This window comes from Thalassobaculum sp. (genome assembly GCF_040219615.1).
Classification (GTDB): domain Bacteria; phylum Pseudomonadota; class Alphaproteobacteria; order Thalassobaculales; family Thalassobaculaceae; genus Thalassobaculum_A.
Map to the genome: position 1 here is coordinate 302,793 of NZ_JAVJSE010000010.1, position 21,792 is coordinate 324,584.

24 protein-coding genes are annotated in these 21,792 nt (G+C 71.1%); 14 read left to right on the forward strand and 10 right to left on the reverse strand.

Going from position 1 to position 21,792, the window contains the following annotated elements:
• The first annotated feature begins 21 nt into the window (after nt 1-21).
• The 5 genes from rnpA to argB all read left to right on the forward strand — a co-directional run bounded on the left by rnpA (nt 22) and on the right by argB (nt 4,115).
• Nucleotides 22-450: a ribonuclease P protein component gene (rnpA, locus tag RIC31_RS06185; RefSeq protein ID WP_350104308.1), complete on the forward strand. Its 429-nt coding sequence runs from the start codon at nt 22-24 to the stop codon at nt 448-450.
• The gene (yidD, locus tag RIC31_RS06190) at nt 447-731 is read left to right on the forward strand and encodes a membrane protein insertion efficiency factor YidD (protein WP_350104311.1); all 285 of its coding nucleotides are present in this window, start codon (nt 447-449) and stop codon (nt 729-731) included. The genes rnpA and yidD overlap by 4 nt, the downstream gene beginning before the upstream one ends.
• Nucleotides 728-2,482 carry a membrane protein insertase YidC gene (gene yidC, locus RIC31_RS06195; protein ID WP_350104313.1) on the forward strand — a complete coding sequence of 585 codons (1,755 nt, stop codon included), beginning with the start codon at nt 728-730 and terminating at the stop codon, nt 2,480-2,482. Before yidD ends, yidC begins: the two co-directional genes overlap by 4 nt.
• Nucleotides 2,479-3,135: a ribosome biogenesis GTP-binding protein YihA/YsxC gene (gene yihA / locus RIC31_RS06200; protein WP_350104315.1), complete on the forward strand. Its 657-nt coding sequence runs from the start codon at nt 2,479-2,481 to the stop codon at nt 3,133-3,135. The genes yidC and yihA overlap by 4 nt, the downstream gene beginning before the upstream one ends.
• 71 nt (nt 3,136-3,206) lie before the next feature.
• Complete coding sequence (argB, locus tag RIC31_RS06205) at nt 3,207-4,115, forward strand: acetylglutamate kinase (RefSeq protein WP_350104317.1); 909 nt, start codon at nt 3,207-3,209, stop codon at nt 4,113-4,115.
• A 6-nt stretch (nt 4,116-4,121) separates the two neighbouring features.
• On the opposite strand, the gene RIC31_RS06210 is transcribed toward argB, so the two are convergent.
• The 3 genes from RIC31_RS06210 to RIC31_RS06220 form a co-directional block, all read right to left on the reverse strand.
• Nucleotides 4,122-4,808, reverse strand: a complete 687-nt coding sequence (locus RIC31_RS06210; RefSeq protein ID WP_350104319.1) for a PAS domain-containing protein — start codon at nt 4,806-4,808, stop codon at nt 4,122-4,124.
• Between the two features lie 163 nt (nt 4,809-4,971).
• On the reverse strand, nt 4,972-6,249 hold the full coding sequence (locus tag RIC31_RS06215) for a DUF2336 domain-containing protein (RefSeq protein WP_350104321.1): 1,278 nt from the start codon (nt 6,247-6,249) through the stop codon (nt 4,972-4,974).
• Nucleotides 6,246-7,949, reverse strand: a complete 1,704-nt coding sequence (locus tag RIC31_RS06220; RefSeq protein ID WP_350104323.1) for a sensor domain-containing diguanylate cyclase — start codon at nt 7,947-7,949, stop codon at nt 6,246-6,248. Before RIC31_RS06220 ends, RIC31_RS06215 begins: the two co-directional genes overlap by 4 nt.
• Nucleotides 7,950-8,061: 112 nt before the next feature.
• Between RIC31_RS06220 and RIC31_RS06225 the strand changes: the two genes are divergently transcribed.
• The 4 genes from RIC31_RS06225 to RIC31_RS06240 all read left to right on the forward strand — a co-directional run bounded on the left by RIC31_RS06225 (nt 8,062) and on the right by RIC31_RS06240 (nt 11,435).
• Nucleotides 8,062-8,700: a pyrimidine 5'-nucleotidase gene (locus RIC31_RS06225; RefSeq protein WP_350104325.1), complete on the forward strand. Its 639-nt coding sequence runs from the start codon at nt 8,062-8,064 to the stop codon at nt 8,698-8,700.
• Nucleotides 8,701-8,795: 95 nt separating this feature from the next.
• Nucleotides 8,796-9,656 (forward strand): 2,3,4,5-tetrahydropyridine-2,6-dicarboxylate N-succinyltransferase, encoded by an 861-nt coding sequence (gene dapD, locus RIC31_RS06230; protein WP_350104327.1) that lies wholly within the window; start codon nt 8,796-8,798, stop codon nt 9,654-9,656.
• Nucleotides 9,657-9,670: 14 nt separating this feature from the next.
• Nucleotides 9,671-10,852 (forward strand): succinyl-diaminopimelate desuccinylase, encoded by a 1,182-nt coding sequence (gene dapE / locus RIC31_RS06235; protein WP_350104329.1) that lies wholly within the window; start codon nt 9,671-9,673, stop codon nt 10,850-10,852.
• 10 nt (nt 10,853-10,862) lie between these two features.
• On the forward strand, nt 10,863-11,435 hold the full coding sequence (locus RIC31_RS06240; protein WP_350104331.1) for a hypothetical protein: 573 nt from the start codon (nt 10,863-10,865) through the stop codon (nt 11,433-11,435).
• Between the two features lie 10 nt (nt 11,436-11,445).
• Here the strand turns inward: RIC31_RS06240 and truA are convergent, their stop codons facing one another.
• Genes truA through def form a run of 3 tightly spaced genes read right to left on the reverse strand, consistent with a single transcriptional unit; the run spans nt 11,446 to nt 13,675 of the window.
• Nucleotides 11,446-12,192, reverse strand: coding sequence for a tRNA pseudouridine(38-40) synthase TruA (truA, locus tag RIC31_RS06245; RefSeq protein WP_350104333.1), 747 nt, complete (start codon nt 12,190-12,192; stop codon nt 11,446-11,448).
• An 11-nt stretch (nt 12,193-12,203) separates the two neighbouring features.
• Nucleotides 12,204-13,151, reverse strand: a complete 948-nt coding sequence (gene fmt / locus RIC31_RS06250; RefSeq protein ID WP_350104335.1) for a methionyl-tRNA formyltransferase — start codon at nt 13,149-13,151, stop codon at nt 12,204-12,206.
• Nucleotides 13,148-13,675 (reverse strand): peptide deformylase, encoded by a 528-nt coding sequence (def, locus tag RIC31_RS06255; RefSeq protein ID WP_350104337.1) that lies wholly within the window; start codon nt 13,673-13,675, stop codon nt 13,148-13,150. Before def ends, fmt begins: the two co-directional genes overlap by 4 nt.
• 145 nt (nt 13,676-13,820) lie before the next feature.
• On the opposite strand from def, the gene RIC31_RS06260 reads away from it, so the two are divergent.
• Complete coding sequence (locus RIC31_RS06260) at nt 13,821-15,008, forward strand: DNA recombination protein RmuC (RefSeq protein WP_350104339.1); 1,188 nt, start codon at nt 13,821-13,823, stop codon at nt 15,006-15,008.
• 49 nt (nt 15,009-15,057) lie between these two features.
• Here the strand turns inward: RIC31_RS06260 and RIC31_RS06265 are convergent, their stop codons facing one another.
• Together RIC31_RS06265 and RIC31_RS06270 are read right to left on the reverse strand one after the other, a co-directional pair.
• Nucleotides 15,058-15,324, reverse strand: a complete 267-nt coding sequence (locus tag RIC31_RS06265) for a hypothetical protein (RefSeq protein WP_350104341.1) — start codon at nt 15,322-15,324, stop codon at nt 15,058-15,060.
• Between the two features lie 59 nt (nt 15,325-15,383).
• Nucleotides 15,384-16,133 carry an SDR family NAD(P)-dependent oxidoreductase gene (locus RIC31_RS06270; protein ID WP_350104343.1) on the reverse strand — a complete coding sequence of 250 codons (750 nt, stop codon included), beginning with the start codon at nt 16,131-16,133 and terminating at the stop codon, nt 15,384-15,386.
• A 147-nt stretch (nt 16,134-16,280) separates the two neighbouring features.
• Between RIC31_RS06270 and mscL the strand changes: the two genes are divergently transcribed.
• Both mscL and RIC31_RS06280 read left to right on the forward strand, forming a co-directional pair.
• A complete protein-coding gene (gene mscL / locus RIC31_RS06275) occupies nt 16,281-16,709 on the forward strand; it encodes a large conductance mechanosensitive channel protein MscL (RefSeq protein WP_350104345.1) in 429 nt (142 codons plus the stop codon).
• A 60-nt stretch (nt 16,710-16,769) separates the two neighbouring features.
• Entirely contained in the window at nt 16,770-17,558 is a 789-nt protein-coding gene (locus RIC31_RS06280; RefSeq protein ID WP_350104348.1) for a class II aldolase/adducin family protein, read from the forward strand.
• Between the two features lie 45 nt (nt 17,559-17,603).
• Here the strand turns inward: RIC31_RS06280 and RIC31_RS06285 are convergent, their stop codons facing one another.
• Complete coding sequence (locus tag RIC31_RS06285; RefSeq protein WP_502990049.1) at nt 17,604-18,188, reverse strand: YqgE/AlgH family protein; 585 nt, start codon at nt 18,186-18,188, stop codon at nt 17,604-17,606.
• A gap of 176 nt (nt 18,189-18,364) precedes the next feature.
• Between RIC31_RS06285 and RIC31_RS06290 the strand changes: the two genes are divergently transcribed.
• Both RIC31_RS06290 and RIC31_RS06295 read left to right on the forward strand, forming a co-directional pair.
• Nucleotides 18,365-20,539 (forward strand): protein-disulfide reductase DsbD family protein, encoded by a 2,175-nt coding sequence (locus RIC31_RS06290; RefSeq protein ID WP_350104350.1) that lies wholly within the window; start codon nt 18,365-18,367, stop codon nt 20,537-20,539.
• A 142-nt stretch (nt 20,540-20,681) separates the two neighbouring features.
• Nucleotides 20,682-21,164 carry a peroxiredoxin gene (locus tag RIC31_RS06295; RefSeq protein ID WP_350104352.1) on the forward strand — a complete coding sequence of 161 codons (483 nt, stop codon included), beginning with the start codon at nt 20,682-20,684 and terminating at the stop codon, nt 21,162-21,164.
• A 64-nt stretch (nt 21,165-21,228) separates the two neighbouring features.
• On the opposite strand, the gene rnhA is transcribed toward RIC31_RS06295, so the two are convergent.
• Nucleotides 21,229-21,678 carry a ribonuclease HI gene (gene rnhA, locus RIC31_RS06300; protein WP_350104355.1) on the reverse strand — a complete coding sequence of 150 codons (450 nt, stop codon included), beginning with the start codon at nt 21,676-21,678 and terminating at the stop codon, nt 21,229-21,231.
• Nucleotides 21,679-21,792 lie beyond the last annotated feature (114 nt).

Sequence of the window (21,792 nt, forward strand, 5' to 3'; positions counted from 1 at the left end):
ACGGCGTCGGACGGTGAAACGATGCGGACGACCGGCGCTACCCCGCTGCCGCGCCTGCTCCGTCGCGCCGATTTTCTGCGCGCTGCCCGCGGCGTGAAAGCCGCGGCTCCCGGCCTGGTTCTCCAGGATCGCCGGCGTGCGCCCGAAGAGACCGGCGACGACACCCGTCCACGCCTCGGCTTCACCGCCAGCCGCAAGGTCGGCGGCGCCGTGGTCCGCAACCGGGCCCGCCGGCGCCTGCGCGCGGTCGCGGCCGACGTGCTGAGCCGCCGGGCCGAACCGGGACACGACTACGTCCTGATCGCCCGCGCCGCCACCGCCGACCGGCCCTATGACGACCTGCTCGCCGATCTCGAGAAGGCCCTGACCCGGATCCAGTCCGGGCGCGGCCAAACCGGCGACCGGCCTTCCAGGCGGCCCCCGCCCCCGGCCGCGGGGGCCCGGACGTGATCCGCGCTATCGTCGGCGCGCCGGTTCACCTATACCGGTTGCTGGTTTCGCCGCTCCTCGGGCCGGCCTGCCGCTTCGCCCCGTCCTGCTCGGCCTATGCGCTCGAGGCGATCGCGGTGCATGGCCCGTTGCGTGGCTGGCTACTGGCGCTGCGGCGCCTGCTGCGCTGCCACCCCTGGGGCGGTTCCGGCTACGATCCGGTGCCGCCGCTCGCCGCCGCCGATCTCGACCGTTTGCCCACGCTGCCCTCCCGCCGCCTCACTGACGGAAGTCCGCGATGACCGACCAGAAGAACATGATCCTCGCGATCGTTCTCTCCGTGATCATTCTGCTCGGTTTCCAGTTCCTCGTGGAAAAGCCGAAGATCGAGCAGCAGCGCGTCCAACAGGCCCAGGAGCAGGCGCAGCAGCAGGCGGCAGGCGGCAGCATCGTGCCGGGCCCGGGTGGCACGCCGGCGGGCTCCGCACCGGCGGTGCCGGGCAGCGCGGCCGCTGCGGCCACCGGCGAGACCCGCGAGGCGGCCCTGGCGATGAGCCCGCGCGTGAAGATCGACACGCCGCGGATCCAGGGGTCGATCGCCCTGAAGGGCGCGCGCATCGACGACGTGGTGCTGACCGACTACCGGCTGACCATCGACCCGAAGAGCCCGCCGATTCATCTGCTCGACCCGACCGGGCTGCGGCACCCCTACTACGCCGAGTTCGGCTGGGTGGCGGCCGGCGGAGCGACGGTCGCGCTGCCGACCCCGGAGACGGTGTGGACCGCCAGCGCCGACACCCTGGCGCCCGGCAGCCCGGTCACCCTGTCCTGGGACAACGGCCAGGGCCTGACCTTCGAGCGCGTCGTCTCGATCGACGACGACTATCTGTTCTCGGTCTCGCAGCGCGTGGTGAATCGCACCGACGCGCCCGTCACGCTGTACCCGTACGGCCTGCTGAGCCGCGGCGGCACGCCCGAGACCATCGACTTCTACATCCTGCACGAAGGCCCGCTCGGCGTGTTCAACGACACGCTGACCGAGCTCGACTACAGCGAGCTGCGCGAGGACGGCGACGTCGCCAAGACCGCGACCGGCGGCTGGATCGGCATCACCGACAAGTACTGGCTGGCCGCCCTGGTGCCCGGCCAGAACCAGGAGTGGAGCTACAACTTCCGCCACGCCAGCCGCAACCAGTCGGAGCGCTATCAGGTCGACTTCCTGGGCGGCGCCCAGGAGATTGCCGCCGGCGGATCCGCGGCCGTCGAGAACCGCCTGTTCGCCGGCGCCAAGGAGGTCAAGCTCCTGGACCGCTACGAGGAGCGCTACGGGATCGCCAATTTCGACCTGGCGATCGACTTCGGCTGGTTCTACTTCCTGACCAAGCCGTTCTTCTACGTGCTGACCTACCTGCACGGGGTGCTCGGCAACTTCGGCCTGGCGATCCTCGGCCTGACGATCATCATCAAGCTGCTGTTCTTCCCGCTCGCCAACAAGTCGTACAAGTCGATGGCGAAGATGAAGGAGCTGACCCCGAAGCTGACCGAGATGCGGGAGAAGTACGGGGACGACAAGCAGCGCCTGAACCAGGAGATGATGGCGCTGTACAAGCGCGAGAAGGTCAACCCGGCGGCCGGCTGCCTGCCGATCCTGGTCCAGATCCCGGTGTTCTTCGCGCTCTACAAGACCCTGTTCGTCAGCATCGAGATGCGGCACGCGCCGTTCTACGGCTGGATCAAGGACCTGTCGGCGCCCGACCCGACCAGCATGTTCAACCTGTTCGGGCTGATCCCCTGGGATCCGCCGCAGTTCCTGATGATCGGCGCCTGGCCGTTGGCGATGGGCCTGACCATGTTCCTGCAGCAGAAGCTGAACCCGCAGCCCGCCGATCCGGTGCAGGCCAAGGTGTTCATGTTCCTGCCGGTCATGTTCACCTTCCTGCTCGGCCACTTCGCCGCCGGGCTGGTGATCTACTGGACCTGGAACAACCTGCTGTCGATCGCCCAGCAGGCGGTCATCATGCGCCGGATGGGCATCCGGAAGGCGCTTTCTTGACCACGGACAGCCCCGACGCCTCGCCCGAGTTCACGCCCGAGGCGATCGAGGCCGCGCGGGTCCTGTTCGCCGCCGAGTGCAAGTTCGTGTGGGCGACGGCGGCGATCGACCAGCTGCCGCCGATCGGCCTGCCCGAGATCGCGTTCGCCGGCCGCTCGAACGTCGGCAAGTCGAGCCTGGTGAACGCGCTGACCGGCCGCAAGACGCTGGCCCGCACCTCCAACACCCCCGGCCGCACCCAGGAGCTGATCTTCTTCGACCTGGGCGGCCGGCTGCAGCTCGTCGACCTGCCCGGCTACGGCTACGCGAAGGTCTCGAAGACCAAGATCCAGCTCTGGACCGACACGCTGTTCGCTTACCTGCGCGGCCGGACCAGCCTGCAGCGCGTCAACCTGCTGGTCGACTCCCGCCACGGCCTCAAGGACAGCGACCTGCAGGCCATGGACCTGTTCGACCGGGCCGCCCTGTCCTACCAGGTGGTGCTGACCAAGGCCGACAAGCCGAAGTCGCCCGAACTCGCCGAGATCATGGAGCGGACCGCCGCCGCCCTGGCCCGGCGGCCGGCGGCGCATCCGGTCATCCGCCCGACCAGCAGCCTGACCGGGGCCGGCATCCCGGAACTGCGCGCCGAGCTCGCCCGCTTCGCGGTCTGACGCCCGCGGGCTTGCGCGGCGGCGGGCATTTGCGCTCTATTCTCCGCTATCCAGCAAGCGGGACAGCGATGATGAAGCCGATCGACCTCAAGCGCCGGGCCGAATGGCTCTCCAAGGCCGGTATCCTGACCGAGGCGCTGCCCTTCATGCGCCGCTACAACGACAAGACCGTGGTCGTGAAGTATGGCGGCCACGCCATGGGCAACGACGAGCTGGCGCTGCAGTTCGCGGCCGACATCGTGCTGCTGAAGCAGGTCGGCATGCACCCGATCGTGGTGCATGGCGGCGGCCCCCAGATTGGCCGCATGCTCGAGCGCCTGGCGATCAAGAGCGAGTTCGTCGACGGCCTGCGCGTCACCGACAAGGAGACCGTCGAGATCGTCGAGATGGTGCTGTCGGGCGCCATCAACAAAGGCATCGTCGCGGCGATCAACGCCGCCGGCGGGCGCGCCATCGGGCTGTCCGGCAAGGACGGCGACCTGATCCAGGCACGCCAGCTGCGCCGCACCCGGATCGACCCCGACAGCAACATCGAGAAGGTGCTGGACCTCGGCTTCGTCGGCGAGCCGGTGAAGGTCGAGGGCGAGATGCTGCGCCGGCTGGTGGCGCAGGACCTGATCCCGGTGGTAGCGCCGATCGGCTCCGGCCCCAACGGCGAGACCTTCAACATCAACGCCGACACCGCCGCCGGCGCGGTCGCTGCGGCGGTCGACGCCAGCCGCTTCATGCTGCTGACCGACGTCGAGGGCGTGCTGGACAAGGAAGGCCGCCTGATGCCGGAGCTGACCGTGGCCGAGGCCCAGGCGCTGATCGCCGACGGCACCATCTCGGGCGGCATGATCCCGAAGATCGAGACCTGCATCGAGGCGGTGCGCGGCGGCGCCGGCGGTGCGGTGATCATCGACGGCCGGGTCCAGCACGGCGTCCTGCTGGAGCTGTTCACCAGCCACGGCATGGGCACCTGGATCAAGGCCGACTGAGCGGTCCTACACCGCCCTGCGATCCCGACCGTCGCTGCCGGTGCGCTGCGGGCGGCGCAGGCTCGGGACGTTCCCGACCAGCAGGCGGTCGACGGTGCCGTGCTCGTCCACGAACGGCAGGACCAGACGGTCCCACTGGGCAACCTGGATGTGGTGATGCGTGCGGTGGTGGGCGAACAGCGGCCGGCGCCGGTCTGTGACCGCCTTGTAGGTCGCCACGAAATACGCCGCGACCTGCGGTACCGGGATATCCCAGACGCATTTGCCGGTCATCTCGACCCCTGAGTACTCGACGATCGTCGAGCCGTAGACCCGATAGCGGAAGTCCGCCGACCGCTCGACCGGCTCCATCAGCATCACGTATCCCAGCGCCGGCGCCAGATCGAGCGGATCGATCAGGCTGGAACGCGGAAGCCCGCCGATTTTCGGACAGGCCTCCCAGTAGCGGGCGAGGAATCGCAGCGCCAGGGGCTCGAGCGCGGATTCAGCCGGATTCCAGTGCAGCGTCGGCGACGGGCTCTGCATCTCGGCGAACAGGCCGTCGATGATCCCGGTCCGGCCGGCCGCCAATTCGAGGGCCGCCCGGGATGCGATGTCGCGCAGCTCCGACGCGGTCCGCTCGATCCGCATGGCGTCGGGCCAGGCGTCCAGGACCGCGGCGAGATGACTCGCATTCAGGGAAGGCGACCGCATCGGGGTCCGGCTCCAGTCGATCGGAAATTCAGGCGGTATGTCGGGCTGCGGCGCGCCGGATCGGCGGCTTCCGCAAGGGCGACGGCCGGGACCATACAGTGCGAATGCTAAGAAACCGTTGACCGGCGCCGTCCGGCCACGCCAGGCCTGTGGAGCGCGGTGGCTACTCGACCTTGCCCTCGGCATACATCCGCACCTGCCAGTCGAGCTGCTCGTCGTCCAGCGGGAAGCGGGTCCCGTAGGAGGCCCGCAGCACGTCGCGCGGCTCGATATAGGCGAGCCGCAGCTGCAGCTGCTCGGCGAACTCCATGGTCATGCCGGCCCGCCAGGCCAGTGCGGTCACGGCCTTGGCGCTGCCCGAGCTCATCATCGAATGCACGACCGGCTCCGGCAGCCCCGAGCGCACCGACAGAGCGGCCATCACGAAGGCCCGCCGGCCGGCGGTCAGCGCCTCGCTCAGCGACAGTTCGTCGAGCTCGCCCTCGCTGTGCATCGACAACGCCCGGCCGCGCTCGGCGCCGGCCGGCGAACGCCCGCCGGCCTCCTCGATACGGCGGCTCATGGCCTCGGCCAGCCGCGCCGAGGCGTCCTCGTCCAGGTCGGTGCGGCTGCGCAGCTCCTCGACCAGCGCCATCGCCACGAACCGTGCGAGCTTGCCGACATGGCCGGCCGACAGCTTCGGGCGAGCCACAAGCGGCGCGTGCCAGCCCGGCTTCTCCGGCGCCATGTCGATCAGCCGGTCCAGCGTCGCCTCGCGGATCTGCGCCGATTCGTTGGCCAGCAGGGCGGCGATGGCACCGTCGTCGCCACTGGCGGCGACCGCATCGGAGACCCGCGACGACACGCCGCGGCGGCGCGACACCGCAGTCACCGCCCCGGCACTGGCCGGCGCCTCCACGACCCCGACGAGGAAGTCGTCGGACAGCAGCGGCGAGAACTCCAGGACCGGTCCAGCCACCTCATGGGCGGTGTCGCGGGCCAGCACCTCGATGACCCGGCGGATCACCTCCGGCGGCGCGTTGTCGGCATCCTTGATCGCCTCGGCCAGTCGCCGCCGCACCTTCTCCGCGGCATCGACGGCCAGCGCCTCCATGACCTCGACGGTGATCCGGCGATGCTGGGACCGGCGCTCGTCCTGCAGGCCCACGACCTCGGCCCCGACCCGCCCGGCCACCGTGGCACGCACCGCCTCGTCGCGATCGCGCGCCAGGAACTCGTGCGCGTGCCTTGGCGTCGACGCGTTGGCGGCCACCGCCCGGCGGACGACCACGTCGTCGTCCTCGGCCAGGTAGAACAGCAACTCGGGGGCCAGGTCCCCCCGCTTGGCGAGCGCCCGACGCGAGGCCACGTCGCCGGTGCGGGCGATCTCCATGGCGCGCTCGCGGGCGATCGGATCCGCGACGGCGTCCTCGGCGCGACGGCGGGTGAACTTCTCGGTCATGGGTTCTGTCGTCGGTCTCGTGGCACGGGGACTTGGGGCGAAACGGCAGGCGGGGGCATCCCGGCGATCCGGTACCAGCCTTTGCCCCCGTGCTTTATCTCGTACATCACCGCGTCGGCGCGCGCGACAAGCTCTTCGCGGGTCTCGTGCGAGCCGGCGCTCCGGATCGCCATCCCGATCGACAGGCCCAGCGGATGCTCGGGGCCTCCGGAATAAGGCTCCAGTTCGCGCACCGCCTCGAGGACCCGCTCGGCCCGCGCCGCCGCGGCCGCGGCGTCGACACCCTCCATCCAGACCGCGAACTCGTCGCCGCCGAGCCGGGCCACCAGGTCGCCGGCCCGCGATTCCCGGCTCAGGATCTCGGCCACGTGGATCAGCGCCCGGTCGCCGACCTGGTGGCCGCGGGTATCGTTGACCTTCTTGAAGTTGTCGAGGTCGACATAGGCCAGTGTCCCGACCGCCGCGCCGGCATCGCCGAGTTCCAGCCGGCTCGCGAACGCGTCATCGAACCCACGGCGGTTGAGCAGCCCTGTCATCGCGTCGGTCGACGACAGGGTGCGCAGATGCTCGTGGGCAGCGACCTGCTGGAGCGCGATGCCGAGCTGGTCGGCCACCTCGATCAGCAGGGCGACCTCCTCCTCGTCCCAGACCGCGCCGGCGCCCCCGCGCCACAGCGCCACGGTCCCGTTCATCTCTTGGTGGTAGGAGAGCTGGTGGGCCAGTGCTGCACCTTCCTCGACCTCGGCGATGACCGGTTCGCGCGCTTCGACGATCGCCTCGCGCAGGTCGTCGACGACGCGCGACGGCACGCTCTCGCCGACGCCCACCGCCAGGTCGAGGCCGGCCCCGGGGACGATCCGGTAGAGGGCACAGCCATCCGCCGTCAGGGCCCGGGACAGCGCCTCGGCGGCGGCGTCCAGCATGCGCGCCGGCTCGATCTCGTCGCGGATCGTGCGGACGATGTAGGTGGTCAGCCGCTCGCGGCTGCGGGCCCGGGTCAGGGCGGCGTCGCGCTGCCGGGCCTCGGTCACGTCGCGGCACACCCCGCGGGCGCCGCTCCACCGCCCCCGGTCGTCGAACAGCGGCGCCGCCGAGGCCTCCAGGGTGGACACGCCGCCGTCGGCGCGGCGGAACCTCACCTCGACCCCCTGGACCGGCTCGCGGGCGACGAACGGGCTGACGATGTCCAGCCCCTCGGGCACCACCAGGAAGCGCTCGGCCGGCCGGCCGACCAGTTCGTCCGGATCGTAGCCCAGCGCCCCGGCGGTCGACACGAACACGAACTGTCCGGTCGGCCCGGTTTCCCAGGCGAAGTCCGAGGAGATCTCCACCAGGTCCTTGTAGCGCTGCCGGGAGTCCACCAGCGCGGCGCGCAGATTGTGGTCCAGCGAGACGTCGCGGCCGACCAGCAGCGCCAGCCGGCCGGACACCGGGATCGCCGCCAGGTCGATGGTGCTGCCGGTATCCTCGTCGGAGATCTTGAAGCTCTGCGAGCCGGTACCGGCGGTCACCGCCGACACCATGGCTGTCACCGCCGGTAGTTCGCCGCTGGCGAAGCGCATCGCGAGCGGCGCGCCGGGAATGTTGCGCGCCAGTACGCGGCCGTCGGTGCCGACCAGCATGACCGGGCCGGGATGATCGGCGAGCGGCCCGTCCTCGATCAGCTGGAGCAGATCGGCAACCGCCGCTTCGTCACCCATGTTCCGCTGCCTCCGGCACCTTGCCCAACCACGCGCACGGCGTCACTCTAGCGGCATGACTGTTAACAAGCCATTGTGGCAAATCCCATCGGAAACGCTTGACCCGGCGACCGTGGAGACCTGGGTCTTCGACCTCGACAACACGTTGTATCCGGCCCGGAGCAACCTGTTCGTCCAGGTGTCGGCCCGCATGACCCGGTTCATCCAGGACCGCTTCGAGCTCGAGGCCGGTCCGGCCAAGGAGCTTCAGCGCGACCTGTTCCGCCGCTACGGCACCACCCTGCGCGGCCTGATGACCGAGCACGCGGTCGAACCCGGCACGTTCCTGGACTTCGTCCACGACATCGACGTGACGCCGGTCGACCCGTCGCCGCGGCTCGACGACCTGCTGGCCCGGCTGCCCGGCCGCAAGCTGGTGTTCACCAACGGCTCGGTGCCCCATGCCGAGCGGGTGATGGCGCGGCTCGGCGTCGCCCGGCACTTCGACTCGGTGTTCGACATCGTGGCCGCCGACTACGTGCCGAAGCCCGACCCGCGCCCGTACGCCCGGCTGGTTGAGGTGGCGGGCTTCGCGCCCGCCGGCGCGGTGATGATCGAGGACATGGCGAAGAACCTGGCACCGGCGGCGGCCCTCGGCATGCGCACCGTGTGGCTGCGCAGCGAGCACGACTGGGCCCGCGACGGCGCCGAGGGCGAGCATGTCCACCATGTCGCGGAGGACCTGGTCGGGTTTCTGGAGAGCCTGCCCTAGCCCTCGCCGAGCCGCGTTGACAGCCTTCTGGCGCACCGCCATTGTGCCCCGGAATTCCGCCTTTTCGACACCTTGGACAGCCGACGACGGGACCGATGAGCACGAGCCAGATGCAAGCTGTGATCGACGCCGCCTGGGAGAACCGGGCCGAGATCGGCGTCAACACGAAGGGCGAGGTCCGCGACGCCGTCGAGGCGGCGCTGGAGGGTCTGGACAACGGCAGCCTGCGGGTGGCGACGCCGAAGGGCGACCACCAGTGGGAGGTCAACCAGTGGCTCAAGAAGGCCGTCCTGCTGTCGTTCCGGCTGTTCGACATGCAGGTCATCCCGGGCGGCCCCGACGGGCCGGACCTCGGACCGTCGGTGTGGTGGGACAAGGTCCCGTCCAAGTTCGCCGGCTGGGGTGAGAACCGGTTCCGCGAGGCCGGATTCCGGGCGGTCCCGAACTGCGTGGTGCGGCGCTCGGCGTTCATCGCCCGCAACGTCGTGCTGATGCCGAGCTTCGTGAACGTCGGCGCCTATGTGGACAGCGGCACCATGGTCGACACCTGGGCCACGGTCGGGTCCTGCGCTCAGATCGGCAAGGACGTCCATCTGTCCGGCGGCGTCGGCATCGGCGGCGTGCTGGAGCCGCTGCAGGCCGACCCGGTGATCATCGAGGACAACTGCTTCATCGGCGCCCGCAGCGAGGTCGTCGAGGGCGTCATCGTCGAGACCGGCGCGGTGCTGTCGATGGGCGTCTATCTCAGCAAGACCACCAAGATCGTGAACCGCCAGACCGGCGAGATCACCATGGGCCGGGTTCCGGCCTACTCGGTGGTGGTTCCGGGCTCGCTGCCCGGCAAGCCGATGCCCGACGGCCAGCCCGGCCCGTCGCTGTACTGCGCGGTGATCGTCAAGCAGGTCGACGCGCAGACCCGGTCGAAGACCTCGATCAACGACCTGCTGCGCGACTGAGCGAGGACCGGACGATGCCGGAGGCCGGCAATGGAGGCGCCGACAGTAGCGCCGGTCTCGACCCGGTCGAGGTCGCCGGCCGGCTGATCCGCTGCCCGAGCGTGACCCCGGCCGAGGGCGGTGCGATCGCCGCCCTCGAGGCGATCCTCGAGCCGATCGGATTCGCCTGCCACCGGCTGCGCTTCGAGACCCCCGGCACCGATCCGATCGACAATCTGTACGCCCGGTTCGGCACCGGCGGCCCGCATTTCTGCTTTGCCGGCCACACCGACGTGGTACCCGTCGGCGACGAGGCGGCCTGGACCGTCGGGCCGTTCGAGGGTGCGGTCAGGGACGGCCAGCTCTGGGGCCGCGGGGCGGCCGACATGAAGGGCGGGATCGCCGCCTTCGTGGCCGCCGCGGCCCGGGTGATCGGCGAGCGCGGCGACGCCCTGCCCGGCTCGATCAGCCTGCTGATCACCGGCGACGAGGAAGGACCCGCGGTCAACGGCACCACCCGGGTGCTGGACTGGATGGAGGCCAACGGGGAGATCCCCGACGCCTGCGTGGTCGGCGAGCCGACCAACCCCGCGGCCCTCGGCGACATGATGAAGATCGGCCGGCGCGGCAGCCTGACCGGCCGCCTGACGGTGCACGGCACCCAGGGCCATGTCGCCTACCCGCATCTGGCGGAGAACCCGGTTCACCACCTGCTGCGGATGCTGGAGCCGTTCGCCCACGGCCAACTCGACGAGGGCACCGCGCATTTTCCGCCGACCACGCTGGCGGTCACCAGCATCGACGTCGGCAACCCGGCCAGCAACGTGATCCCGGCGCGGGCGTCGGCGGTGTTCAACATCCGCTTCAACGACGCCCACAGCTCCGGGTCGCTGGAACGGATGCTGCGCGCCAGCTTCGACCAGAAGGGCGCGCGCTACGAACTGGCGACCGAATGCTCCGGCGAGAGCTTCGTGACCGAGCCGGGCCGACTCAGCGACCTGGTCGCCGACGCCGCCGAGGCGGTGACCGGGCGCCGGCCCGCGCTCAGCACCACCGGCGGCACCTCGGACGCCCGCTTCATCAAGCGGCTGTGCCCGGTGGTCGAGTTCGGCCTGGTCGGCCAGACCATGCACAAGGTCGACGAGCGGGTCGCCGTCGACGATCTCCGCGCCCTCACCGACATCTACGCCGCGATGCTGCGGCGGTTCCTCGCCTGACCCGGCCGGCATGGCGGCGCCCGATCGGATCGAGGTGGCGACCGCCCTGTACGGGGCCTGGCGCCTGATCCGCGGCGACGCCGGCGGCGTCGCCTATTTCCGCGCCGGCCGCGAAGGCTTCTGGTCGGCCGCCTGGGCGGTCCTGCTGGTGGTGCCGGGGCACCTGATGACCCTCGGCCTGCATGTCTCCGGCGACGACATGGTGCGGTTCGGGCTCGAGGACCTGGTGCGCGAGACCGAGATCCTGGTCATCGGCTGGTTCGGCTACGCCCTGCTGGTGTTCTACCTCCTGCAGGGCCTCGGCCGGTCGAACCGGTTCGACGGCTACATGACGGCGTATTTCTGGACCACCGTGCCGCTGGTCTATGCCGAGACCCTGCTGACCCTGTTGCGCGTCGTCGGCCTGCTGCCCGACGCCCTGATCAACCTGCTCGGCCTCGGCCTGCTGATGCTGGTGCTGTGGGTGCGCTGGTTCATCGCTCGCACCGGGCTCGGCGTCGCCGGCTTCGAGGCCAGCGCCGTCGTGGTCGGCACCATGGTGTTCGACTTCTTCGTCAGCAAGACGCTGTCGCCGCTGCTTTAGCGCCCGGTCATCAGTCCGGATAGCCCACCCCGGTCAGCGTCAGCCCGCCGGCCGGCGCGGTCGGGCCGGCCGCGGTGCGGTCGCGCGCCTGCAGCGCGCGGGTCACGTCGTCCGGCGACCATTTGCCCTCGCCGACCAGCTTCAGGGTTCCCACCATGTTGCGCACCTGATGGTGCAGGAACGAGCGCGACCGCGCCTCGACCAGGATGCGCTCGCCGTGCCGGGAGACCCGCAGGCTGTCCAGGGTCTTCATCGGCGACTTCGACTGGCAGTGCGTGGCCCGGAAGCTGGTGAAGTCGTGGTGGCCGAGCAGGCGGTCGGCGCCGGCCTGCATGGTCGCGACGTCGAGCGGCGCCTTGACGTGCCAGGCCCGGCCGGCATCCAGGGCCAGATGCGCACTCCGGTTGACGATGACGTAGCGATAGGCCCGCCAGATCGCCGAGAACCGGGCGTGGAAATCCGGCCCGACGGGCTCGACCGCCAGCACGGCGACCGGCCGCGGGACCAGATGGGCGTTGACCGCGTTCATCACCGTGCGGGCGTCGAATCGATCGGTTGCGAGGTCGATATGGGCGACCTGGCCGGTGGCATGGACGCCGGTGTCGGTCCGCCCCGCGCCGGCCACCTCGACCCGTTCGCCGGTGAACGCCGCCACCGCGTCCTCGAGCGCCGCCTGCACGGTCGGCCCGTTGTCCTGGCGCTGCCAGCCGACGAACGGGGCGCCGTCGTATTCGATCGTGAGCCGGAACCGCGGCATGGCGTCCGGGCTCAGCCGAGAACGCTGCCGGGCGCGACCGCGAAGCCGCGCAGGAAGGCGTCGGTGTCCACCGGTCCCCTGCCGGCGCGCTGCACCCGGGTCGGGCGGAGCGCGTCCGCGCCGCAGGCGATGGTCAGCTCGTGGTCCAGCACCGTGCCGGGCGCATTGGCCAGCCGTCCGACCTTCAGTACCGTCGCCGACAGCACCTTGATGCGCTCGCCCCCGAGCTCGAAATACGCCCCCGGCCAGGGATCGAAGGCCCGCACCAGCCGCTCCAGCTCGGCCGCCGGGCGGGTGAAGTCGAGCCGCCCCTCGTCGCGCTCCAGCTTCTTCGCGTATGTGACGCCGTCCTCCGGCTGCGGAGTCGGCAGCAGGTCGCCGGCGGCCAGCCCGGCCAGCGCCGGCAGGATCAGCTCGGCGCCGAGCGCGGCCAGGACGTCGTGCAGTCCGGCCGCCGTGGTCTCCGGCCCGATCGGCACCGACCGGCGCAGCAGCATCGGCCCGGTGTCGAGCCCGGCATCCATCTGCATGATGGTCACGCCGGTCTCCGGGTCGCCGGCGGCGATCGCGCGCTGGATCGGCGCCGCCCCGCGCCAGCGCGGCAGCAGCGAGGCATGCACGTTGATGCAGCCCAGCCGCGGCGCGTCCAGCACCGCCTGCGGCAGGATCAGCCCGTAGGCGACCACCACGGCGGCGTCCAGATCCAGGGCCGCGAACGCCGCCTGGGCCTCGGCGTCGCGCAGGGTCCGCGGCGTCCGCACCTCGATGCCGGCGGCCTCGGCGGCGGCCTGCACCGCGGTCGGCCGCTCGCGCTTGCCGCGGCCGGCCGGGCGTGCCGGCTGGGCATAGACGCAGACCACGTCGTGGCCGGCGTCGCGCAGGGCCTGCAGCACCGGAACCGCGAAGTCGGGACTGCCGAGGAAGGCGAGGCGGAGGGGCTGGCCGGCGGGGTCGGTCACGCCGCCTGCTCGCGCGAGCGCAGTTTCTTCGCCTTGACCATCTTCTTCATGATCATGTTGCGCTTGAGCGCCGAGATGCGGTCGACGAACAGCACGCCGTCGATATGGTCGATCTCATGCTGCAGACAGACCGCCATCAGGCCGTCGCCCTCGATCTCCTGCCTGGCGCCGTCGCGGTCGAGATAGCGCACCTTGACGCGGGCCGGCCGCTCGACGTCGGCGTACATCTCCGGCAGCGACAGGCAGCCTTCCTCGTAGACCTGGGTGTCGTCCGAAGCCCAGGTGATCTCCGGGTTGATCAGGGCGATCGGCTGCGGCTTCTCGTCCTTGCCGGCGACGTCGACCACGATCACCCGCTTCTCGACGCCGATCTGCGGGGCCGCCAGGCCGACGCCCGGGGCGGCGTACATGGTCGCCAGCATGTCGTCGACCAGCCGCCGCACCTCGTCGTCGACCGCCTCGACCGGCTTGCACTTGGTTTTCAGGACCGGGTCGGGCGCCCAGATGATCGGCAGGATGGCCATTGCGACTCTTCGTGTGCGACTCGGCAGGGCGATTCGTTCGGGTTTCGAGATCCCCTGAGGTAGGCGAACAGGCCCGGAGCGTCAAGATTCCCGCGCCGTCGCAGCTGCCGGCGGGGACCGGTCGCGAACGTGCTAGGGTGCCGGCATGGCCGAGATGACCCTTCCCCTGCCGCCGGAGCTGCTGCTGCTGATCGTCGGCGCCTGCGTGCTGGCCGCCCTGCTGCTGATCGCCTGGCGGCTGTGGACCGGCAGCGCCGGCGTCGAGGACGCGCTGGCCGAGGCGGAGCGCCGGCAGGCCGACGCCGCCGAGCGGCTGGCGCGCAGCCAGGCCGAGCTGGCCGGGCGGCTGGCCCAGGTCGCCGAGAGCCAGGCCGCCGGGCAGGCCCGCATGGCCGAGCAGCTCCAGAATCAGGAGCGCGAGCTGGCGAAGAAGCTGGAGGAGCGGCTGGCCGACGTGACCAAGCGGGTCGGCGAGAGCCTGGAGAAGTCCAGCCAGACCGCCCAGACCACGATCACCGACCTGAAGGAGCGGCTGGCGGTCATCGACTCCGCCCAGAAGAACATCACGGCGCTGTCGACCCAGGTAGTCGGGCTGCAGGACATCCTGGCCAACAAGCAGGCCCGCGGCGCGTTCGGCGAGATCCAGCTGAACGACCTGGTGATGCAGGCCCTGCCGCCGAGCGCCTACAGCTTCCAGGCGACGCTGGCGAGCGGCCGCCGGGTCGACTGCCTGCTGACCCTGCCGAACCCGCCGGGCGCCATCGCCATCGACGCCAAGTTCCCGCTCGAGCACTACCAGACGCTGCGCGACGCCGGCACCGACGCCGAGCGCGAGGTGGCCCGCAAGCTGCTGGCCCAGGCGATCAGCAAGCACGTCAAGGACATCGCCGAGCGCTACATCGTGCCGGGCGAGACCGCCGATTCGGCGCTGATGTTCCTGCCGTCGGAGGCGGTCTACGCCGAACTGCACGCCAGCCTGCCGGCGGTCGTGCAGGACGCCTTCCGGCGCCGGGTCTGGATCGTCTCGCCGACCACCCTGATGGCGACCCTGAACACCGTTCGGGCGGTGCTGAAGGACGCCCGGATCAGCGAGCAGGCCGGCCTGCTGCAGGCCGAGGTCGGCCGCATGCTGGACGACGTCCGCCGGCTCGACGACCGGGTCGGCAAGCTGCAGAACCACTTCCGCCAGGCCGACGAGGACATGCGGCAGATCCGGGTCTCGACCGAGAAGATCGACAAGCGGGCCGAGCGCATCCGCGAGGTCGAGGTCGAGACCGTCGAGCCGAAGGACGTGGCAGTCGTGCCGGATCGTCCGCGGCTGGTCTCCGAGTAGGAAACCGTCATCGTCGTGTGGCGTTCCGGCCGACGCTACGCGGCTGGCTTCAGCCCGGGTTGTCGGTCAGCTCCAGGCGCTGGTTGATCCGGTCGATCTGGCCCTGCATGCGGTCGACCCTGGATTGCAGGTGGGCGACGGTTTCCGCGTCCCCGGCCCGCTCCCGGCGCGTGCCGGCGACCCCCATCTCGAGATTCGAGAGGCGGAACAGAACCTCGTCAAACTTCTGGCTGTGCAACGCCAGCGTCGCCCGGATCAATCGGAACTGCTCGAGCATCAACTCCTGGTTGGGATCGACCATCGGCGTGTCTTCCATGGTTCAAGACTACGCCTGCCCTATGGACGGCTCAACCCGGCATTCTGCCGTCTCCCGGTTCAGGTCAGGTACATCCCGCCGTTGAGATGCAGGGTCTGGCCGTTGACATAGGCGCCCTCCGGCCCGACGAGGTAGCGCACCGCGGCCGCGATGTCGTCGACCGAGGCCTTGCGGCCGAGCGGGATGCCGTCCAGCAGGCCGGTCGGCATCGGGCCGGCCGAAGCACCGCGCTGGGTGTCGACCGGGCCGGGCGCCACGCAGTTGCAGCGCACGCCGTGCGGGCCGAGCTCGACCGCCAATGCCCGCATCAGGCCCTCCAGCCCGGCCTTCGACGCCGACACGTGGCAGCGGTTCGGGGTGCCGAGATGGGTCGAGATCCCCGACAGCGCGACGATCGCCCCGCCACCCCGCGCCACCATCGACGGCGCCGCAGCGCGCGCCGTCAGGAAGGCGCCGTCCAGGGCCACCGACAGGATCTCGCGCCACTCCGCGTAGTCCATCTCGAGGAACGCGGTCTGGCGCCGCAGGCCGGCGTTCGACACCAGGATGTCGAGCCCGCCGAGTTCGGCGGTCACCCCCGCCATCATCCGGGCGACCGCCGGCTCGTCCGCGACGTCGGCCATCCAGCCGAGGGCCCGGCCGCCGGCCGCCTGGATCTCGGCCACCACGGCATCGACCGCCGCCCGGTCCGACCGACCGTTCACGACCACGGTGGCGCCGTCGCGCGCCACCAGCAGCGCGACCGCGCGCCCGATGTTCCTGCCGGCCCCGGTGACCAGGGCGACCTTGCCCGCCAGTGCGCCTGCCATGGTCGATCTCCTCCCGTCGGTTTCGGCACACCATGCGCCGCCGAGGGCGTCGGGTCGAGGCCGCGGGACGGCCGGCAGCGGGCTGGGCAACACCGCGGTTTCGCTGTCTAATCCTTCCGGACGCTCAACCATCGGCGCGAGGACGGAATGCTCAAGGAGTTCCGGGAATTCGCCCTCCGGGGCAACGTGGTCGACCTCGCGGTCGGCATCATCATCGGCGCCGCCTTCACCGGCATCGTGCAGTCGCTGGTGAACGACATCATCATGCCGCCGGTCGGCGTGCTGATGGGCGGCATCGACTTCTCGAACTACTTCCTGGTGCTCCAGTCGGGCGAGGCGCCGGCGTCGCTGGCGGCGGCCAAGGAAGCCGGGGTGCCGGTGCTGGGCTACGGCAAGTTCATCAACGCCCTGATCAACTTCGCGATCGTCGCCTGGGCGCTGTTCTTCGTGGTCCGGCAGATGAACCGGCTGCGCCGCCGCTTCGAGGAGCCGGAAACCCCGAAGGCGCCGGCGGCACCGCCGCGCCAGGAGGTCCTGCTGGAGGAGATCCGCGACCTGCTGAAGACGCGGGGCTGAGAGCACCAGGCGGGCCGGGGCCGCCGGCCGGAAATCGACGAACGACATGGGAGGATCGCAATGTCCGTGACCGCACTCGCCGGCGACCGCCGCCCGGCGAAGTATTCCGAGCAGGAGTGGCGCCTGCGCGTCGAGCTCGCCGCCTGCTACCGGCTGGTCGAGCATTTCGGCATGGCCGACCTGGTCTACAACCACATCACGGTGCGGCTGCCGGACCCGGTCGACGGCAAGGAGGTGTTCCTGATCAACGGCTTCGGGCGGCACTACACCGAGATCACGGCGTCCAACCTGCTGCGTGTCGACATCGACGGCAAGGCGCTCGACCAGGACGACTACCCGGTGAACGGCCCGGGCTACGTCATCCACTCGGCGATCCACCGGGCTCGCCACGACGTCGCCTGCATCATCCACACCCACAGCCGGGCCGGCTGCGGGGTGGCGGCGCTGAAGGACGGGCTGGCGCCGCTCGACCAGCAGTCGATGCAGTTCCACCGGCGCATCGCCTACCACGACCTCGAGGGCATCGCGACCGACCTCGGCGAGCAGGAGCGGCTGATCGCCGACCTCGGCGGTCACAACGCGATGATCCTGCGCAACCACGGCCTGCTGACCTGCGGCCGCTCGGTCGCCGAGGCGTTCCGGCGGATCTACTACCTGGAGCGCGCCTGCCGCCTGCAGCTCGACGTCATGGCCAGCGGCGGCGCCATCGCGGTCCCCTCGGAGAAGGTCGCGGAGCACACCGCCCGGCAGTGGGAGGAAGGCTCGGCCGGCCAGGGCACCGTCGACGCCATCGAATGGCCGGCGCTGGTCCGCCTGATGGAGAAGAAGGACCCGAGCTTCGCGACCTGACGGCGGGAGCGGCGCCCGGACCGACCTCGGTACGGCGGCGGGCTGCTATGCGTGGCCGGCGTCGCTCGACAGCAGCGAGGCGCTGATCCCCAGCTTGGCCAGCGCGCGCTCCCACTTGTCGTCGAGCTCGCCGTCGAACACCAGGTCCGGGTCGGCCTCGACCGACAGCCAGGCGTTCTCCTGCAGTTCGCCGTCGAGCTGGCCGGGGCCCCAGCCGGCATAGCCGAGCGCCAGCAGATGCTGTTCCGGCCCCTGGCCGGCGGCAATCGCCTTGAGGATGTCGACGGTGGCGGTCAGGGCGAAGGTGCCGGTCAGCGGCATCGAGTCCGGGCCGACATAGTCCGCCGAGTGCAGCACGAAGCCGCGGCCGGTCTCCACCGGCCCGCCGAAATGGATCGCCGGTACCGTCGCCTCCTCGGGCGCCGGTTCCTCGACCTTCAGCTCGTCGAGCAGATCCTTGAAGGTGATCGAGCTGATCAGCCGGTTCAGCACCAGCCCCATGGCACCGTCGGCATTGTGGGCGCACAGGTAGATGACGGTGCGCGCGAACCGCGGGTCGCTCATGCTCGGCATGGCGATCAGGATCTGGCCGGCGAGATAACCTTCGGCAGTTGCTTCGTCCGACATCATGCCCGGTCCTCCTCGGGGAATGCCGATGCGGCCCTCCGGGATCCTTGTCGTCGGAATCCGTGGGCCGCGACGATTTGACAGGGCGGCGTGCCGCAGCATCCCGCCTTCGTGACCAACATCTTCGTCCCCTATTACTATATTGGTCGGCGAATGACTTTCAAACCTGGCCGATGAATATGGCTTTTTTCGCAGCGAAGCAGGCGGCCCGGACCGCCCTGGCGATCCTGGCGGCGGCGACCGTCCTGGCAGGCCATCCCGCGGCCGGACGTGCCGCCGACGCGGCCACCGACTGGGTCCGGACCGAAGCCGCCGACGTGCGACTGGTGTCGGCGATCGCCGGGACCGGCGGCCGCGAAGCCGTGCCGCTCGGCCTGGAGTTCCGGCTGGCCGAGGGCTGGAAGGTCTACTGGCGGTCGGCCGGCGACGTCGGCTATCCGCCGCAGGCGGACTGGGCCGGCTCCTCGAACCTGGCCGCCACCGAAATGCAGTACCCGGTTCCGCACCGGTTCTCGGCCTTCGGCATCGAGCAGTTCGGCTATTCCGGCCATGTCGTGTACCCGATCACCGCCCGGCTGGCCGAGCCGGGGGCGCCGTTGTCGCTGCGCGCCGCCGTGAACGCGCTGGTCTGCAGCGAGATCTGCGTGCCCCTGGACGCCGCCCTGTCCCTGGACCTGCCGGCGACACCGCCGAAGCCGACGGCGTTCACCCAGATGCTCGACCGCTGGTCGGCACAGGTTCCGTCGGACCTTCCCGGGCTCGGCCTGGACGTCGTCTCGGCCCGGACCGAGGGCGATCCGGCGCACCCGACCCTGGTGCTCGCCCTGGCTTCCGACCGGCCGCTGTCGGCCCTCGACGTGTTCCCGGAGGGCCCGGCCGGGCTGTCCTTCGGCAAGCCGGCGGTGTCCTTCGGGCCGGACCGCCGGACCGCCGAACTGCGGGTGCCGGTCGGCGCCGGCGCCGGTGCGCCGCTGTCGGGCGCCGCCCTCACGCTCACCCTGGCCGACGGCGACCGGTTCGCCGAGCGCCGGGTGACGGTCGATGCAGGGCCGGCCGGGGCGGGTCCCGCCGCCGCAGCCGCCGGGGAGACCGGCCCGGCGACCTGGCTGGCCATGCTCGGCGCCGCCGTGCTGGGCGGGCTGATCCTCAACCTGATGCCCTGCGTCCTGCCGGTGCTGTCTCTCAAGCTGCTGTCGGCGGTCGGCTACGGCGGTGCCGCGCGCGGCGCCATCCGGCGCGGTTTCCTGGCTTCGGCCGCCGGCATCGTGGTGTCGTTCCTGCTGCTGGCCGGCGGCGCGGTCGCGTTGCGGTCCGCCGGGGTGGCGATCGGCTGGGGGATCCAGTTCCAGCAGCCGCTGTTCCTGGCCGCCATGGCGACCCTGGTCGTGCTGTTCGCCGCCAACCTGTGGGGGCTGTTCGAGGTGGCGCTGCCGCGGGCGGTCGCCGATCTCGGGGCCCGGCTGCCGTCCGACACCCCGGCGCGGCCGGGCAAGTCGCTGGCCGGGCATTTCCTGACCGGCGCCTTCGCCACCCTGCTCGCCACCCCCTGCTCGGCGCCGTTCCTCGGCACCGCGATCGGGTTCGCGCTGGCCCGGGGGCCGCTGGAGATCGTGGCGGTGTTCGCCGCCATGGGCCTGGGCCTCGCCCTGCCCTATCTGGCGGTCGCGGCGGTGCCGGACCTGGCCCGTGCCCTGCCCCGCCCCGGCCGCTGGATGACCGTGCTGAAGCGGGTGCTGTCGGTGGCGCTGGCGGCGACGGCGCTGTGGCTGCTGAGCGTCCTGGCGGCGCAGACCGGAGCGGCGGCCGCGCTGGCGGTGGGCGGCGTGTTCGTAGCCCTGGCGGCGGCCCTGGTGCTGCTGCGCGGCCGCGGACTGGCAGTTCCGCTCGGGGCGGCGGCGGCGGTCCTGGCGCTGGTGCTGGCCGGGACCGGCGAGCGCCCGATGCCGGCGGAACGGACGGCCGGCAGCACCACGGTCGAGACCGTGGCCTGGCAGCCCTTCGACCGCGGCGAGATCGACCGGCTGGTCGGCGAAGGCCGGGTGATCCTGGTGGACGTGACCGCCGACTGGTGCCTGACCTGCAAGGTCAACAAGGCGGCGGTGCTCGACCGCGGCCCGGTGGCCGACCGGCTCGCCGGCGGCGACGTGCTCGCCATGCGCGCCGACTGGACCAGCCCGGATCCGGCGATCGCCGAGTACCTGGCCAGCTTCGGGCGCTACGGGATCCCGTTCAACGCGGTCTACGGCCCGGCGGCCCCGGGCGGCATCGCGTTGCCGGAACTGCTGACCGAGGACGCGGTGCTGGCGGCCTTCGGCAAGGCCGGCGCCGGCCCGGCGACCGCCCGCCTGGAGTGAGACCGGTCGTGGCGGGCGCGATTGGCCCGAGCGCTGTTGGATTGAGCCCGTCGACGGTCTATGTAAGCAGCGGAGTTTCGATGAGGATCGCCGACCGCCACAGGGGCGGAGCCGGTCGGTCCTCGGCAACGGAGGCGACGCGATGAGCATCAAGGTTGGCGACAAGGTACCGGCGGTCAACTTGAAGACCAAGACCTCGGAAGGCATCCAGGACGTGAAGACCGACGAGCTGTTCGGCGGCAAGACCGTCGTTCTGTTCGCGGTTCCGGGCGCGTTCACCCCGACCTGCTCGGCCAAGCACCTGCCGGGCTACGTCACCAAGGCCGCCGACCTGAAGGGCAAGGGCGTCGACGCCATCGCCTGCCTGTCGGTCAACGACGCCTTCGTGATGGACGCCTGGGGCAAGGACCAGAAGGTCGGCGAGGACGTGCTGATGCTGGCCGACGGCAATGCCGACTTCACCAAGGCGATGGGCCTGGTGATGGACGGCAGCGGCTACGGCATGGGCAACCGCTCCAAGCGCTACGCCATGGTCGTGAAGGACGGCGTGGTGAAGGACCTGTTCGTCGAGGAGCCGGGCCAGTTCGAGGTCTCGAGCGCCGACTACGTGCTCGGCAAGCTCTGATCCTGCCGCAGCACTGCATGTCGCGGGGCGCCTTCGGGCGCCCCTTCGCGTTTCGGCACCCCGGTCAGCGCCCGGCCTCCCGGATCGCCGCGATCGCCTGGCGGGCCAGCTCGTCGCAGCGCTCGTTCTCCGGGTGGCCGGCATGGCCCTTGACCCAGTGCCAGCGGACGTCGTGGGCCTGGGCCGCGGCGTCCAGGCGCTCCCACAGGTCCTGGTTCTTCACCGGCTTCCGGTCGGCGGTCTTCCAGCCGCGCGCCTTCCAGGACCGCAGCCACTTGGTGATGCCGTCGCGCACATAGGTGCTGTCGGTCGTCAGGTCGACCGGCATGCCGCGGGTCAGCGCCTCCAGGGCGGCGATCGCCGCCATCAGCTCCATGCGGTTGTTGGTGGTCAGCCGCTCGCCGCCCGAGAGCTCCTTCTCGGTGCCGTTCCAGCGCATCACCGCCCCCCAGCCGCCCGGCCCCGGGTTGCCGCTGCACGCGCCGTCCGTGAAGATCTCGACGCGCCTGGTCATCGGGCCGCCATGGCGCGCAAGCTGGGTTTGCTGCCGGTCAGGGTCATGGGCTGGTCGTCCGGTGTCGGGCTGCGAGGCGTCGGACTATGGGGATGCCGGCGGCCGGCGTCCAGC